The sequence below is a fragment of the Cupriavidus sp. FW305-46 genome (genome assembly GCF_058787075.1).
The window spans coordinates 48,184-63,722 of the sequence record NZ_JBYSZI010000001.1 but is presented as its reverse complement, the minus strand read 5'-3'; the positions used below and the strand labels follow the sequence as shown (position 1 = coordinate 63,722).

11 protein-coding genes are annotated in these 15,539 nt (G+C 69.3%); 10 read left to right on the top strand and 1 reads right to left on the bottom strand.

The window, feature by feature from the left end:
- The first annotated feature begins 3 nt into the window (after nucleotides 1-3).
- From AC3WON_RS00280 to AC3WON_RS00255, 6 genes are all read left to right on the top strand, one after another.
- Nucleotides 4-4,122, top strand: coding sequence for a type VI secretion protein IcmF/TssM N-terminal domain-containing protein (locus AC3WON_RS00280; protein ID WP_492350815.1), 4,119 nt, complete (start codon nucleotides 4-6; stop codon nucleotides 4,120-4,122).
- Entirely contained in the window at nucleotides 4,119-5,216 is a 1,098-nt protein-coding gene (tssA, locus tag AC3WON_RS00275; RefSeq protein WP_492350814.1) for a type VI secretion system protein TssA, read from the top strand. The genes AC3WON_RS00280 and tssA overlap by 4 nt, the downstream gene beginning before the upstream one ends.
- 129 nt (nucleotides 5,217-5,345) lie before the next feature.
- A complete protein-coding gene (locus tag AC3WON_RS00270) occupies nucleotides 5,346-6,023 on the top strand; it encodes an alpha/beta hydrolase (RefSeq protein WP_492318291.1) in 678 nt (225 codons plus the stop codon).
- A 51-nt stretch (nucleotides 6,024-6,074) separates the two neighbouring features.
- Nucleotides 6,075-7,697, top strand: coding sequence for an AAA family ATPase (locus AC3WON_RS00265; RefSeq protein WP_492318292.1), 1,623 nt, complete (start codon nucleotides 6,075-6,077; stop codon nucleotides 7,695-7,697).
- Nucleotides 7,698-7,755: 58 nt separating this feature from the next.
- A complete protein-coding gene (locus AC3WON_RS00260; RefSeq protein ID WP_492350813.1) occupies nucleotides 7,756-8,349 on the top strand; it encodes a sigma-70 family RNA polymerase sigma factor in 594 nt (197 codons plus the stop codon).
- A gap of 40 nt (nucleotides 8,350-8,389) precedes the next feature.
- Complete coding sequence (locus AC3WON_RS00255; RefSeq protein ID WP_492350812.1) at nucleotides 8,390-8,596, top strand: zf-HC2 domain-containing protein; 207 nt, start codon at nucleotides 8,390-8,392, stop codon at nucleotides 8,594-8,596.
- A gap of 52 nt (nucleotides 8,597-8,648) precedes the next feature.
- Here AC3WON_RS00255 and AC3WON_RS00250 read toward each other — a convergent pair whose 3' ends face one another.
- Nucleotides 8,649-8,993 (bottom strand): hypothetical protein, encoded by a 345-nt coding sequence (locus AC3WON_RS00250; RefSeq protein ID WP_492350811.1) that lies wholly within the window; start codon nucleotides 8,991-8,993, stop codon nucleotides 8,649-8,651.
- Between the two features lie 285 nt (nucleotides 8,994-9,278).
- Here AC3WON_RS00250 and czcI point away from each other — a divergent pair, with 285 nt between their 5' ends.
- The 4 genes from czcI (at nucleotide 9,279) to AC3WON_RS00230 (ending at nucleotide 15,494) form a co-directional block, all read left to right on the top strand.
- Nucleotides 9,279-9,653, top strand: coding sequence for a cation efflux protein, CzcI family (gene czcI, locus AC3WON_RS00245; RefSeq protein ID WP_035827227.1), 375 nt, complete (start codon nucleotides 9,279-9,281; stop codon nucleotides 9,651-9,653).
- A gap of 94 nt (nucleotides 9,654-9,747) precedes the next feature.
- Nucleotides 9,748-11,019 (top strand): TolC family protein, encoded by a 1,272-nt coding sequence (locus tag AC3WON_RS00240; RefSeq protein WP_492350810.1) that lies wholly within the window; start codon nucleotides 9,748-9,750, stop codon nucleotides 11,017-11,019.
- 16 nt (nucleotides 11,020-11,035) lie between these two features.
- On the top strand, nucleotides 11,036-12,304 hold the full coding sequence (locus tag AC3WON_RS00235; protein WP_492350809.1) for an efflux RND transporter periplasmic adaptor subunit: 1,269 nt from the start codon (nucleotides 11,036-11,038) through the stop codon (nucleotides 12,302-12,304).
- Nucleotides 12,305-12,317: 13 nt separating this feature from the next.
- Entirely contained in the window at nucleotides 12,318-15,494 is a 3,177-nt protein-coding gene (locus AC3WON_RS00230) for a CusA/CzcA family heavy metal efflux RND transporter (protein ID WP_492350808.1), read from the top strand.
- The last annotated feature ends 45 nt before the right edge of the window (nucleotides 15,495-15,539 follow it).

Sequence of the window (15,539 nt, the reverse complement as noted above, 5' to 3'; positions counted from 1 at the left end):
CGCATGCTGACCAGCAACCTGTTTCTGATTTCGATCGGCGTGCTGACGCTGGTGGCGCTCGCCGTGCTCGGCGCGGTGCTGTATTTCGCTGCGCAGCGGGCCCGCGCCAAACCGGCGGCCGAGCGCAAGATCGTGCGCCTGCGCACCGATTCGCTGCGCACCGCGTTCCGCCAGGCGATCGAGCTGGTCGAGGGCAATATCGCCTCGCGCGCCGAGCGCTACAACATTCCGTGGATCCTGGTCCTGAATGAGGGCGAGGATGCGCGGCCGCTGCCGATCGCGCAGTCCGGCGTGGCCAGCGTGCTGAGCTCCGACGCTGCCAATGCGGCCGCCACGCAGGGGATTTCATGGCACTTCTTTGACCGCGGCGTGGTCATCGACATCAATGCGGCCTATCTGGGCTCGCCTGACGACGATACCGATGAAAAGCCCTGGGACGAGTTCCTCGGCCTGTGCCGCGGCTATCGCCCGCAACGGCCCTTCGACAGCGTGGTGGTGACGGTGCCGGCGGCGATGCTGCTGGCCGACGACACCGACGCACAGCTTGAGCTGGTGCGCCGGGCCAAGCTGGCCCACCGGCGGCTATGGCTGGCGCAGAACCGCTTTGCGGTGCGTTTCGCGGTCTATGTGGTGGTGACGGGCTGTGAGTCGCTGCCGGGCTTCGCGCACTTTGCGCGCGCGCTGCCAGAGCCGATGCGCGCCGGCATGCTGGGCTGGTCCTCGCCGTACGACCTGTCGGCCACCTACCAGTCGGGCTGGATCGATGCCGCCATGTCGGGCGTGGTGCGCGCGGTGTCGGACGGTGTGGCCGAGCTGCTGGCGATAGGGGCGCAGGAGGTGGATGCCTGCCAGTCGCTGCTGCTGCCGGCGCGCATCGAAGCCATGCGCGGGCAGCTCACGCGCTATGTCGACGAACTGCTGCGGCCCAGCGCCTATCACGAGCCCTTCTATCTGCGCGGCGTCTACCTGACCGGCGACAGCGGCGAGCTGGCGGCGCATGCGCCGGCCTTCGCCGCGCCGCGCCTGCGTGCGGCGCAGCCTGACGCACTGGCGCCAGAGGATGCGCACGCGCCGGAGCTGGCGCCGGCAGCCAGCGCCAGCTCGTCCACCGACCTGCTCAACGAGCTGATGCGGCAACCGGCGTTCCTGCGCGACCTGTTCGAGAAGAAGATCTTCCTGGAGTACGGGCTGACGCGGCCATCGCGCTCGCAGCAGCTGGCGCGGCCGCTGGTACACCGTGCGCTGCGCTGGGGCGGCATGGCCGTGCTGTGCGCGTGGGGCGGGGGACTGCAGGTCGCGGCATGGCAGATGGGACATCGCCATACCGAACTGCTGGCCGCGCTTGGCGAACTGCGTGCCGGCGCGCAGCAGCGCGCGCTGGCCGCGCAGCGCGGCCAGGACCTGCCGCCGGACTGGTACCGGCGCCAGGCGTTGGGGCTGATCGCGATGAACCAGCGCCTGAGCGCGCAATCGGTCTCGTCCTGGTTCATGCCGGGCTCGTGGGCCTTTATCGACGACCTGGACGGCCGCGTGCACGATCGCTTCCAGCGCGCCTTCGGCGAGATCGCGCTCGACACCATCGATCGCGAACTGCTGGCACGCGTCGACACGCTGACAGGCGTGGGGCGCGACCCGAGCACCGGCCAGCTGATTATCGGCGACAGCTGCCTGGCGCCGCCGGGCGCACGGGGCGAGGCCCTGCCGCCACGCAGCCTGGCGCTGGAAGACATGCCGGAGATGCGCGCGCTGCAGCAGTACGTTGCCGCGGTCGACCAGTTCGACGCTGCGCTGCAAGCGCTGCACCGGCTGGAAACGCCGCAGCCTGGCAACGCCGATGCGCTGCGGCTGGTGGTGCGCTATGCGCTGGGGGCGGAGTTGCAGGGCGAGGTCTCGGGCAGCCTGCCGTATTTCCAGCGCGACCCTGGCAAGGGGCGTGGTGCCGCAAGCCTGGCAACCGGCGGCAGGGCACTGACCGCGCTGGTGCCGCCCTTGCGCTGCACCTTCGACAAGGGCGCGCGCCAGCTCGACGAGCGGCTCTTCAACAACAACCCGCTGCTGGTGGCCGAGCGCGCCGTCAGGTCCAGCCTCGATGAACTGGCCGGCGGGGCCAATGCCGGCAGTGGCGTCAACCGGGTCCTGGCCGACTACCGCGGCATTGTCGCGGCGATCGGCACGCAGCAGGAACTGCTGGCGTCCGGCAAGGGCGGCTGGATCAGGCAGCCCCAGTTCGCCGCGGGCACCGTCTACGCGCGCACGCTGGCGCAGGCCGCGCAGAACCGGCTGCTCGGCGAAGACCTGGTGGCCGCCGCGCGCGCACGCGCTGAAAGCGGCTTCCAGGCCTTCACCGGCGAGCTGGCGCAGCGCTTCAGCGGACCCGACAGCGGGATCGCGTGGCAGGACAAGGACGGCCGCTTCGTGGTCACGCCCGAGCGGCTGGCCTTGCGCGACCGGCTCGCCGCCCTGCTGAACCAGCCGTTCATGGCGCCGCCGCGCGACCTGGCGCTGCCGTCGGTGCCGGCCGGGTCGGCGGTGCTGTGGGATCGCCAGCAGCTTGACCAGGCCATCGCCCTGGGCGACATGCGCAAGCGCTTTCTTGACGAGGGGCTGACGGGCCTGCCAGGCCCCTGGCGCGATGCGATTGCGCAAAGCGTGGACCAGCAGTTTGCGCGGCTGGTGACCGACCAGGTCGCGACCGCGGCAATCCTGGCGCCGCTGCAGGCCGATGGCGGCAGCGCCGGCTTCGAGGCTGCACTGGGCCGGATCGCGCGCATCAAGACCATGCTGGGCGAGATGCATGCCATGTCGCGCGTGGATGATCTCGATGCGCTGGTTTCGCGCGATGCGCTGGCACGGCTGCGCGCGGTGGACGAGCTCCTGCAGCAGTCCGAGCTGTACGCGATCCGGCAGGGCAGCGCCGGCGACGGGGCCCGTGCGCCGCGCGCGCCGCTGCTGACGGCGTTCGGGCTGAACGACGCGGCGGCGCTGGGGCCGTACCTGGACCAGCAGTCGGCGCGTGCGCAGGCGCTGGGCCGCGAGGCCGCGGTGTATCTTGCCGCGCTCTCGCCCGCCGACGCCGGCTCCGGCCTGGCATTGCGCTGGCAGGCGCTGAACCGCGACCTGGAACGCTATCGGCTCAAGAACCCGAACAGCCGGCTGCTGATGCTGGAGCAGTTCGTGCAGGCCGCGGCGGCCGAGTCCGGCCAGGGCGTGTGCCTGGCGCGCTTTGCGGCGCGGCCGGCCGGCGGGGATGACTACTTTGCCGCGCTGCACGTGCGCCTGTACGACGGCCTGCTCGCGCGCTGTGCGCAAGGCTACTTTGCCGACCTGCAGCGGCAGTGGGACGGGTTCTCGGCCACGTTCAATGAACGGCTGGCCGGGCGTGCGCCGTTTGGCGGCGGCGCCAACGCCGGCGAGGTGCGCACGGCGGACTATGCCGAGCTTGGCCGCGTGCTCAAGCGCTATGAACCGCTCTCGGCGACGTACCGGGCCGCGCGTGGCGACGGGCCGCTCAGGAATATCGCGTCCGGCGTGCCGGTGCACCAGTTCATCGACAGCTTCGACCAGGTCAGGACCCTGCTCGCGCCACTGTATCCGGTCGAGGAGGGCGCGCCCGCGGGCTATGACGTGAGCGCGGAGTTCCGCGTCAACCGTGGCGCGGAACTGGCCGGCAACCAGATCATCGACTGGACCCTGACGATCGGCGCGCAGAGCCTGTCGATGCGCGATGCGCCGCGCTCGCTGCACTGGGACTACGGCAGTCCGGTGACGCTGACGCTGCGCTTTGCCAAGGACTCACCGATGGTCGCGTTGCCTGACGCCGAACAGCGCGCGCTGGCCGCCGACGGCAAGACCATGACCTGGCGCTTTGCCGACCCGTGGTCGCTGTTGTCGTTCATTGCGCGCCATCGCATCGCGGATCCGGGCGGACGCGCCGACGGCACGGCGCAACTGCTGCGCTTCGACTTTCCGCTGGGCAGCGCCGCGCCGGATCTCACGGCGGCGCCCAGGCCGGTGCGCGGCCGCGTGTTCCTGCGCCTGGTGCTGACGGCCGCGGGCAGGAAGATGCCGCTGCCGTGGCCGCAAAGCTTTCCCACCCGGGCTCCTGAATGGACCAACCTATGACGACGCCAACGCAAGACCGCATCCCGGACGCGCAGGCACTGCTTGCGCCGGTGCCGGGCGACGATCCCGCGGGCGCTTCGCTGCGCTACGAGCCGGTCTATCGCGCCATCGCCGAAGCGCGCCAGCACGACGACGAGTCCTTGCCGATGCGGGAATGGGAGCGCCCGCTGGTCAAGGCTGACTGGAAACGCGTGGCCGCGCTCGCCAGCGAGGCGCTGGCCACGCGCAGCAAGGACTTCCAGCTGGCGGCATGGCTGTGCGAGGCGTGGACCCATCTGCACGGCGCGGCCGGCTTTTGCGCCGGGGTGCGCTTGCTGGGGGCGTTGGCGGACGCGTATTGGGATAGCGCCTGGCCGCGCATGGAAGCCGACGATGCGGAGGCACGCTGCGCCCCGATCGCATGGCTCAACGAGACCTTGCCGGCGGTGCTGGCGCTGCATGTCCCGCTGTTGTCGCTGGCCGACGAGAAACCCCTGCACATCACGCTGGACCTGTGGGAACGCAGCCTGGCGCCGGTCGATGACGACGACAGCCTGGGCCGCGAGGCGCTGCTGCAGCGCGCGCATCACGCGCCCGACCGGACCCGGCTGGATGCGTTGTGGCGCGACCTGCACGGTGCCAGCACCGAATGGGCTGGTTTTGACCGGCGCATCGACGCGCTGCTGGGAGCGCAAGCGCCGAGCCTGGCGCGCGTGTCGGACACGCTGGCGCGGCTGGTGCGGGCGGTGGCCGCGCTGCGCGGCGACGCAACGGGCAGCGCCCACAGAGGCGAACCCGCCGCCACGGCGCCGGCACCGGCCGGTAGCAACGATCGCGTGGACGATCCCGAGCCGCTGCCGGTCTTGCCGGCCGCGGGACCGGGGCAGACCGTCATGCTGGCGCACGGCCGCATCGAGAACCGTGCTCACGCCTACCAGTTGATCCGCGACGTGGCCGACTACCTGGCGCGCCATGAGCCGCACAGCCCCACGCCTTACCTGCTGCGGCGCGCGGTGCGCTGGGGGCAGATGCCGCTGGCGGACCTGATGCAGGACATCCTGCGCGAGGATGGGGATATCGGGCGGTATTTCTCGCTGCTGGAGAACCAGGATTAGGGCAGGTGCAGGTTTGATCCCTCTCCCGCAAGCGTGAGAGGGAGCTCGCTGTCGGTCGTCCGGAGCCCATCGCCACACTTAGATATGTGATATACAATATATTAAGTGTGTATAACGTCTCCTGCCGCCATGCTCGATCCCTCGCTGTTCGGTCGCTTGTCGTTCACCCACGCTGATCCCGTCGACGGCCCGCTGCCACCCGGGCGTAACCCGCTCGGCGTGGCTGCGGAGCGCGATGCCGTGCTGTTCGTTCCGGACGGCCTGCCGGACCGCGGGCCGGTGCCGCTGCTGGTGATGTTCCACGGCGCGGGCGGGTTTCCGGAAAAGGTGCTGCCGCATATCGAACCGCATGCGCAGCGCCACAAGTTCCTGGTGCTGGCGCCGCATTCGCTCTTCCCGACCTGGGACATCGTGATCGGCGGCAACGGCCCCGACCTGCAGCGGCTGCACCAGGCGCTGACCGCGGTGACTTCGCGCTACCGGGTCGACCCGGGCCGGCTTGCCTTTGCCGGCTTCTCGGACGGAGCCAGCTACGCGCTCTCGGTCGGCATCACCAACGGCGACATTGCCAGCCATGTGATTGCGTTCTCCGGCGGCTTCATGTCGGTGTTCATGCAGGAGGGCGCGCCCAGAGTGTTTGTCGCGCACGGGCTGGCCGACGAGCAACTGCCGGTCGCCACCAGCGGCCGCGCCCATGCGGCCAGGCTGAAGGCCGCGGGCTACGACGTGCAATACGTGGAGTTCGATGGCCTGCATGTCATCCATCCGCCCGTGGTCGAGCGCGCGATCGATTTCTTCCTGCAGTGAAACCCCGGCCGCTGGCCGGCGCGGCCATGCCATTCAACGGGAGTGCGGTACATGGATTTCGAGATTCCGGAGGCGCTGATCCATCCCCTGCTGGCGATGATCGAAACCGGGTCGCCGCTGGCGCGGCAGCTGCAGGAGCACGGCGTCTGCCACGGCAATATGCTGGTGTCGAGCAAGCTGTTCGACGCGCAGTCGCTGAACTCGCTCTACACGCTGAGCAAGACGCAAAACGAGCGCGCGCTGATGTTCCAGATGCTGGCGCTGGACAATGTTTACAACGCACCGCAGGCGCGCTTGATTCCGGGGCTGGACCAGCTGGTGGCGGGGCTGGCCGCCTACCTGTCGCGCGATGCCATCGACGGCTGGCTGTACCAGCGCAGCCGCGACGGCGTGCTGCTGCCGTGGCTGGTGCGCCGGATGCGCTATGTGTCGCCCGAGCAGGGCATGCATTATGTGGTGGTGGACATGCTGGCCAACACCATGCAGTCGGCCAACTCCACGCTGACCGACCACCACCTGCGCCGCTCCGGCATGACCACGTCGATGGTGATTACCCACGACGACATCGCCAACCGCACCATCCCGGAGTTGCTGGCCGAGTTCGGCTTCTACAAGGAGTGCGCGGAATTCCGGCACGAATACGAGCAGCATGCGCAGCGCTTCGTGCGCTACCAGCGCCGCTTCGGCGCGCAGTTCGTCGCCACCCGCGCGGCGTTCTCGCTCGATGCCAAAGGACCCGCCGAGCTGACGCCGATCGCCGACGCCACGGGCGCGCGCTGCGTGAATGATGAGGAGCGGCTGGAGCGCCGCTTCGAGATGACCTGCGACCCGGCGTTCTGGCGCGATGCCGGGGTCATGGAGGGCTTTGAGCGCGTGCCGCTGCATTGCTACGTGCACCTGTTCCACCTGGAATGGCATCGCAATATCTGGGTGCATGTGCAGCACCTGTCCGAGTATCGCTACCAGCCCGCCCTGCGTGACAAGCTCGTCCTGCCCGCGCATCACCGCGACCTGATCGATATCCTGACCTCGCACATGGACATGCTGGTGCCGGATTTCGTGCCCGGCAAGTCGGGCGGCACCACCATCCTGTGCCAGGGCGCGCCAGGCCTAGGCAAGACGCTGACCGCGGAGGTCTACGCCGAGGTGGTGGGCAAGCCGCTCTACCGCGTGCACTCCGGGCAGCTGGGCACCACCGCCGCGTCGGTCGGTGCCACGCTGATGACGATCCTGCGCCGCGCCATGCGCTGGAACGCGATCCTGCTGCTGGACGAGGCCGACGTCTATATCCGCTGCCGCGACAACGACCTGGAGCACAACGCCATCGTCGCGGAATTCCTGCGCACGCTGGAGTACTTCAACGGCCTGCTGTTCATGACCACCAACCGCATCGGCGACGTCGACGATGCCATCCTGTCGCGCTGTATCGCCACCATCCATTACGAAACGCCGTGCAAGCAAGACGCCATGCGCCTGTGGCGCCTGCAGGCCGGGCAGTTCGGCGCGGACCTGGGCGACGGGCTGATCGATGCGCTGACCGCCGCCTACCCCAAGGCGAGCGGGCGCGACATCAAGGAGCTGCTGAAGCTGGCGACGCGCTACGGCAAGGCCAAGGGGATCCCGCTGTCGGAAGACGTGTTCCGGCTGTGCGGGCAGTTCCGCGGGATAGGGTAAGGCGCCGGCGCGCGGGTATCATGGGGCATCCGTCCAGGCAACCGCGCCCCGATCCCCGATGAGCCTCGACCCCGCCGAACTCCAGGCCATACGCCCCTACCTGCTGCGCTTTGCCCGCCTGCAGCTGCGCGATGAGGCGCTGGCCGAGGATGCCGTCTCGGAAACGCTGCTGGCGGCGCTGGAGCACCCTGAGCGCTTCGCCGGCCAGTCAACGCTGCGCACCTACCTGGTTGGCATCCTCAAGCACAAGATCATCGACACCCTGCGCAGCGGCAAGCGCGAGGTCAGGCTGGCGCTGGCCACCGATGCCGAGGGCCAGCCGCAATCCGACGACGACGCCTTCGACGCGCTGTTCACGCGCAACGGCCACTACCAGGACCCGCCGTCCGACTGGGGCAACCCGGAACGCGCCTTTGAGCGCCGCGAGTTCTTCGAGATCCTGCAGCTTTGCGTTGACCGCCTGCCGGAGCGCACCGGCCGGATCTTCATGATGCGCGAGTGGCTGGAGCTGGACACCGAAGAAATCTGTCAGCATTTGCAGATCAGCGCGACCAATGCCTGGGCGATGCTGTACCGCGCCCGCATGCGCCTGCGCGAATGCCTGGAACTGCACTGGTTCGGCCAGCGCGGGCGGCCGGGCAAGGCCGGTTGAGCCTCATACCGCCCATGCAACGGACAAGTCACTGACCTATATGCCAGATCCGCGCCCTTCCCGCCGCCTGCTGCCGAACTGCGAAGAGGTCCACCACCTCACCATGAAGGGCCTGGACCGGCCGCTGTCATGGGCCGAGCGGCTGCGCATGCGCGCCCACCTGGCGATCTGCGACGCCTGCACCAGCTTCAGCGCCCAGATGCGGACCCTGCGCGAGGCCATGCACAGGCTCGGGCGCGACGAATGACAAAAGGCCAGCGGAGCCGCTGGCCTTCTTGCTGGCTGGGTGCCGGCATCGCTCAGGCGCGAGCGCCTTCCCCGTAGGGGTCGAAGCGGCCAGCGCGGCTGCCTTCGGTATAGGTGTCGAAGCTGCGCGCGGGGGCGGTCGACACGCCGCTGCGGTCCAGCCCGGCCACCGTGCGGGCGCCGTCGACAAACGGATCGGCCTTGCCGGCGCGGGCGCCTTCCGTGAACACATCATGGCTGCGGAACTCATAACCATACTTGTCTCCGGGCACGGTGCTGCGGAAGCTGTAGCCGTACTTGTCGCCGGGCAGTTGCTCGGCGGCGGTGGCGGCTTGCGCGGCGCCCAGGGCGGCCAGCGACAGGAGCAGGGCGGTAGCGAGGCGGGTGGTCTTGGTCATGATGGTTCTCCTTAAGCTCGTTGAATTTGTCAGAAGGCTTTGCGTTGTGTGCGTGCCGTTCATGTACAGAACTATAGGAGCGCCATCGAGACGGAAGCAGGCCAGTTGCCGGACAAGTTATTCAAAAAAATTGAATTAACGGGCGAGGGCGGAAACCACCCGTGGCATGACGCAAATGTAATGACCCCGTCGCCGGAATGCCCGTCGCGGCTCGGTTAAACTTGCGGCTCGCTGCAATCCCCCGTCGCCTGATGCCAGGCGCCCAGGGCAACTGCCACTTCCCCTATGCAACGGCTCATCCTCATCCTTCTTGCGCTCGTCCTGCCGCTCCAGTTCGCCTGGGCGGGAGCCGCCGCGTATTGCCGGCATGAGGTGGCGGCTTCGGCCAAGGCCCATTTCGGGCACCATGAGCACCAGCACAAGGCCGACAGCGGCAAGCAGGATCAGCCCGCGCAGAAGGCCCAGGACAAGGCCAAGCTCGGCCTGCCCGATCCCGACTGCGGCGTCTGCCATATCGCTTCGCTGCCGTTTGCACGGGCCGACGCGCCCGACGTGCACGCCATGCGCCGGGTGGAACTGGCGCCACCGGCGCCGCAGCCCAGCTTCTCTTCGCACAGTGCGCGGGCGCCAGACCGTCCGCAGTGGCCGCGTCTTGCCTAGCCGGCGAGACGACGCTTCCATTTCCTGGTCTTCCTGAGTCCCTGACGTCAGGCGTCTCGCCGAATTCTCCCGGTTTCTTTCCTGGTGCAATTCGATGCGAAGACTTTTGCTGCCGCTTGGGCTGGCGGCCGTCCTATCCAGCCCGATCCATGGCGTCGCGCAGACGCCGCCCCCTGCCATGGCGCAGCCATCGGCATCCTCGCCGGCCCCGGGCCAAGAGCCTGCCGGCACGCTCACGCTCGACGCCGCGCTGGCGCTGGCCGAAGCCGGCAACTTCGCGCTGTCCGCGGCGGGCAAGGAGCTTGACGCCACCGAGGGCGATGTCACGCAGGCGCGCGTGCTGCCCAATCCCGAACTGGCCGTGTCGATGGAAGACACGCGCAAGGCCACGCGCTCCACCACCGGCCAGATCAACCTGCCGATCGAACTCGGCGGCAAGCGCGCCGCGCGCATCGGCGTGGCCGAGCGCGGGCGCGAACTGGCGCAGGCCGAGCTGGGCGGCGCACGCGCCGAGCTGCGCGCCGCGGTGATCGCACGCTTCTTTGGCGTGCTGGTGGCGCAGGAGCGCGTCAAGCTCGCCGAAGGCTCGGTCGGCATCGCCAGCAAGGCGGCCGCGGCGGCCGGGCGGCGCGTGGCCGCCGGCAAGGTCGCGCCGCTGGAAGAAGCGCGCGCCAGGGTCGAACAGGCCAATGCCGAGCTGGAACTGGCCGAGGCCACCGGCGCGCTCCAATCCGCACGGCAGTCGCTGGCCGCGCTGTGGGGCAATGCCGTGCCGCACTTTGCGCAGGCGCAGGGCGACCTTGATGCACTGCCCTCGCGCCCCGCGCCGGCAGCGCTGCAAGCGGCGCTGGAAGACTCGCCGCAGCTGGCGGCAAGCCGCCTCCTGGCCGAGCGCAGCCGCGCCGAAGTCGCCGTGGCGCGCAGCCGCCAGTACCCCGACGTGACCGTGAGCCTGGGCGCCAAGCGCGACAACGAGGCCAACCGCAATATGGCCGTGCTGGGCGTGGCGATCCCGCTGCCGCTGTTTGACCGCAACCAGGGCAACCTGTACGCCGCATTGCGCCGCGCCGACAAGGCGCAGGACACGCACGCGGCCACGCGCATCCGCCTGGTCGGTGAGCTGCAGCAGGCGTCGACGCAGCTGTCGGTATCGCGCGCCGCGGCGCAGACGCTGCAGGCCTCGGTGCTGCCCGCGGCGGAGCAGGCCTATGCCGCCGCCTCGCGCGGGTTCGAGGCCGGCAAATTCAATTTCCTCGATGTGCTGGATGCCCAGCGCACGCTGTTCCAGGCGCGCATCCGCTACCTGGACGTGCTGGCCCGCACCTATGACGCGGCGGCCAGCATCGACCGCATCCTCGGACACTGATACGGAAGCTGCAGACATGGCAATGAGCAAGCAACAACGGGCCGCCGTGGTGGCCATCCTGGTCGCGGGGCTGCTGGGCGGCGCGGCGATCCTGTTCACCGGCAAGGGCGGCAGCACTACCGGCGAGGCCGGGCACGGGCATGCCGAGCATGGCGAGGAGCATGAACATGACAAGGAGGGAGACAAGGCGGCCGCGCACGCTGACGCCAGCGTCCCCGCGGCGAAACCGGAAGGCGAAGGCAAGCCGCACCTGATCGCGCTGACGCCCGCGCAGATCCAGCAGGCCGGCATCGGCATTGCCGCCGCCGCCGCTGCGCCGCTGCGCAGCAGCGTCGATTTCCCCGGCGAGATCCGCTTCAATGAAGACCGCACCGCGCACGTGGTGCCGCGCGTGGCGGGCGTGGCGCAGGCGGTGCCGGCCAACCTTGGCCAGCAGGTGCGCAAGGGCGAAGTGCTGGCGCTGCTCGCCAGCATGGCCCTGGCCGAACAGCGCAGCGAACTGCTGGCGGCGCAGAAGCGCGAGGCGCTGGCGCGTGCCACCTACGCGCGCGAGAAGACGCTGTGGCAGGAGAAGATCTCCGCCGAGCAGGATTACCAGCAGGCCCGCACGGCGCTGGAGGAAGCGCAGATCGCGGTGCAGAACGCGCGCCAGAAGCTGACCGCGATCGGCGCCACGGAGAACAGCGCGGGCAAGGGCGGCGGCCTGAACCAGTTTGCGCTGCGTGCCCCGTTCGATGGCATCGTGGTCGAGAAGCACCTGGCGCTGGGCGAAGCGGTCCAGGAAGCCACCAGCGTGTTCACGGTCTCGGACCTGAGTTCGGTGTGGGCGGAGTTCGTGGTGTCCGCGCGTGACCTGGACCAGGTGCGCGTGGGCGAAGCGGTCACGGTGCGCTCGAGCGCCTCGGACACGCAGGCCGAGGGCAAGGTGTCCTACGTCGGCGCGCTGCTGGGCGAGCAGACGCGCACGGCCAAGGCGCGCGTGACGCTGGCCAATCCCGGCATGGCGTGGCGCCCGGGTTTGTTCGTCACGGTCAGCGTGCTGGGCGCGCCGGCGCAGGTGCCGGTGACGGTGGCGGCCGACGCGGTGCAGCAGGTCGACGGCCAGAGCGTGGTGTTCATCGCCGTGCCGGGCGGGTTTGCGGTGCAGCCGGTCAAGACCGGGCGCGCCGGCGGCAAGCTGGTGGAGGTGACCGAGGGCCTGCAGGCCGGCGCGCGCTACGCCGCGGCCAACAGCTTCATCCTCAAGTCCGAGCTGGGCAAAGCCAGCGCCGGGCATGAGCACTGAGCGGGAGGCACACATGTTTGAACGCCTGATCCGCTTTGCCATCGAGCAACGCTGGCTGGTCCTGCTGGCGGTGCTGGGCATGGCCGCGCTGGGCCTGTACAGCTACACCCGGCTGCCGATCGATGCGGTGCCCGATATCACCAACGTGCAGGTGCAGATCAACACCGCCGCGCCGGGCTATTCGCCGCTGGAGACCGAGCAGCGCATCACCTATCCGGTCGAGACCGTGATGGCGGGCCTGCCCGGGCTGGAGCAGACGCGCTCGCTGTCGCGCTACGGGCTGTCGCAGGTGACGGTGATCTTCCGCGACGGCACCGATATCCACTTTGCGCGCCAGCTGGTCAACCAGCGCATCCAGGAAGCGCGCGACAAGCTGCCTGCCGGCATCACGCCCGCGATGGGCCCGATCTCGACCGGGCTGGGCGAGATCTACCTGTGGACGGTCGAGGCCGACCCCGGTGCGCGCAAGCCTGACGGCACGCCCTACACGCTCGCGGACTTGCGCGAGATCCAGGACTGGGTGATCCGCCCGCAGCTGCGCAACGTGCCCGGCGTGACCGAGGTCAATGCCATCGGCGGCCATGCGCGCGCCTATGTGGTCGCGCCCAGCCTGGAGCGCATGGCGTCGTACGGCTTGTCGCTGGCCGATGTGGTGAGCGCGCTGGAGAAGAACAACGACAACGTCGGCGCCGGCTATATCGAGCGCCGCGGCGAGCAGTACCTGGTTCGCGTGCCGGGGCAGGTGCGCTCGCTTGAGGATATCCGCGACGTGATCGTCGGCACCGCGCAGGGCCAGCCGATCCGCGTGCGCGACGTGGCCACCGTGCAGACCGGCGGCGAGCTGCGCACCGGCGCGGCCACCGAGAACGGCCGCGAGGTGGTGCTGGGCACCGTGTTCATGCTGATCGGCGAGAACAGCCGCACGGTGTCGCAGGCGGTGGACCGCAAGATGGCCGAGATCAACCGCACCCTGCCCAAGGGCGTGCAGGCCGTCACGGTGTACGACCGCACCACGCTGGTCGACAAGGCCATTGCCACGGTCAAGAAGAACCTGCTGGAAGGCGCGGTGCTGGTGATCGCCATCCTGTTCCTGTTCCTTGGCAACCTGCGTGCGGCGCTGATCACCGCGCTGGTGATCCCGCTGTCGATGCTGTTCACCTTCACGGGCATGGTGCATTACCGCATCAGCGCCAACCTGATGAGCCTCGGGGCGCTGGACTTCGGCATCATCGTCGACGGCGCGGTGGTGATCGTCGAGAACTGCGTGCGCCGGCTGGCGCATGCGCAGGAGCGCCACGGCCGGCCCCTCACGCGCGGCGAACGCCTGCATGAAGTCTTTGCCGCGGCGCGCGAGGCACGCCGGCCGCTGCTGTACGGCCAGCTCATCATCATGGTGGTGTACCTGCCGATCTTTGCGCTGACCGGGGTCGAGGGCAAGATGTTCCACCCGATGGCCTTCACCGTGGTGCTGGCGCTGCTGGGCGCGATGGTGCTGTCAGTGACCTTCGTGCCGGCCGCGGTGGCGCTGTTCATCGGCAACCGCGTGGCCGAGCGCGAGAACCGGCTGATGGCCTGGGCGAGCCGCCGCTACGCGGTGCTGCTGGAGCGCTCGCTGGCCGCGACGCCAGTGGTGCTGACGTTTGCCGGCGTGGCGGTGGCATTGTGCCTGGCCATTGCCACGCGGCTGGGCAGTGAGTTCGTGCCCAGCCTCAACGAAGGCGACCTGGCGATCCAGGCCTTGCGCATCCCCGGCACCAGCCTGACGCAATCCGTGGCGATGCAGCAGCAGGTGGAAACCGCGCTGAAGGCCAAGTTCCCGGAGATCGAGCGCATCTTTGCGCGCACCGGCACCGCGGAGATCGCCTCCGACCCGATGCCGCCGAATATCTCCGACGGCTACATCATGCTCAAGCCCATGTCGCAATGGCCCGAGCCGCGCCGCACGCGCGACGAGCTGATCGCCGCGATACGCGACGAGGTGGGCAAGCTGCCGGGCAACAACTATGAATTCTCGCAACCGATCCAGCTGCGCTTCAATGAGCTGATCTCGGGCGTGCGCTCCGACGTGGCGGTCAAGGTGTTCGGCGACGACAACGCGGTGCTGGAGCAGACCGCCAATCGCATCGCGGCAGTGCTGCAGGGCATCCCCGGCGCGGCCGAGGTGAAGGTCGAGCAGACCACCGGCCTGCCGATGCTGACGGTGCAGATCGACCGCAACAAGGCGGCGCGCTATGGCCTGAACCTGAGCGATATCCAGGATGCGGTGGCGATCGGCATCGGTGGCAAGGTGTCGGGCACCTTCTTCAGCGGCGACCGGCGCTTCGACATCGTGGTGCGCCTGCCCGATGCCGTGCGCGAGGACGTGGAAGCGCTGCAGCGGCTGCCGGTGCCGCTGCCGAAGGAAGCCGCGGCGCGCACCAGCTATATCCCGCTGAGCGAAGTCGCCAGCGTGGAGATCGCGCCGGGCCCCAACCAGGTCTCGCGCGAGAACGGCAAGCGCCGCATCGTGGTCAGCGCCAATGTGCGCGGGCGCGATATCGGCAGCTTCGTGCCCGAGGCCGAGGCCGCGATCCGCGCGCGCGTGCAGATCCCGGCGGGCTACTGGACCAGCTGGGGCGGCACCTTCGAGCAGCTGCAGTCCGCCACCGCGCGGCTGCGCGTGGTGGTGCCGCTGGCGCTGGGTCTGGTGTTCGTGCTGCTGTTCGCCATGTTCGGCAACGTCAAGGACGGCCTGCTGGTCTTCACCGGTATCCCGTTCGCGCTGACCGGCGGCATCCTGGCGCTATGGCTGCGCGGTATCCCGCTGTCGATCTCGGCGGCAGTGGGCTTTATCGCCCTGTGCGGCGTTGCGGTGCTCAACGGGCTGGTGATGCTGTCGTTTATCCGCTCGCTGCGCGAGGAAGGCCATGGCCTTGACGATGCCATTCGCAACGGCGCGCTGACGCGCCTGCGCCCCGTGCTGATGACGGCGCTGGTGGCTTCGCTGGGCTTCGTGCCGATGGCCCTGGCCACGGGCACGGGTGCCGAGGTGCAGCGCCCGCTGGCGACGGTCGTCATCGGCGGCATCCTGTCGTCGACGGCGCTGACCTTGCTGGTGTTGCCGGTGCTGTACCGGCTGGCGCACCGGAACGACGAGGCGGCGACGCAAGCGGCGCAAGGGGAAGGGGAGCTGGCGCGAATGGATGCGTGAGCCAGGGTGCGGCGGTGTTGCGCCATTGCATTCGATAGTTCATGT

Coding starts and splice junctions, on each gene's coding strand:
- AC3WON_RS00280 (WP_492350815.1), top strand. CDS start 4: ATGCTGACCAGCAACCTGTTTCTGATTTCGATCGGCGTGCTGACGCTG.
- tssA (WP_492350814.1), top strand. CDS start 4,119: ATGACGACGCCAACGCAAGACCGCATCCCGGACGCGCAGGCACTGCTT.
- AC3WON_RS00270 (WP_492318291.1), top strand. CDS start 5,346: ATGCTCGATCCCTCGCTGTTCGGTCGCTTGTCGTTCACCCACGCTGAT.
- AC3WON_RS00265 (WP_492318292.1), top strand. CDS start 6,075: ATGGATTTCGAGATTCCGGAGGCGCTGATCCATCCCCTGCTGGCGATG.
- AC3WON_RS00260 (WP_492350813.1), top strand. CDS start 7,756: ATGAGCCTCGACCCCGCCGAACTCCAGGCCATACGCCCCTACCTGCTG.
- AC3WON_RS00255 (WP_492350812.1), top strand. CDS start 8,390: ATGCCAGATCCGCGCCCTTCCCGCCGCCTGCTGCCGAACTGCGAAGAG.
- AC3WON_RS00250 (WP_492350811.1), bottom strand. CDS start 8,993: ATGACCAAGACCACCCGCCTCGCTACCGCCCTGCTCCTGTCGCTGGCC.
- czcI (WP_035827227.1), top strand. CDS start 9,279: ATGCAACGGCTCATCCTCATCCTTCTTGCGCTCGTCCTGCCGCTCCAG.
- AC3WON_RS00240 (WP_492350810.1), top strand. CDS start 9,748: ATGCGAAGACTTTTGCTGCCGCTTGGGCTGGCGGCCGTCCTATCCAGC.
- AC3WON_RS00235 (WP_492350809.1), top strand. CDS start 11,036: ATGGCAATGAGCAAGCAACAACGGGCCGCCGTGGTGGCCATCCTGGTC.
- AC3WON_RS00230 (WP_492350808.1), top strand. CDS start 12,318: ATGTTTGAACGCCTGATCCGCTTTGCCATCGAGCAACGCTGGCTGGTC.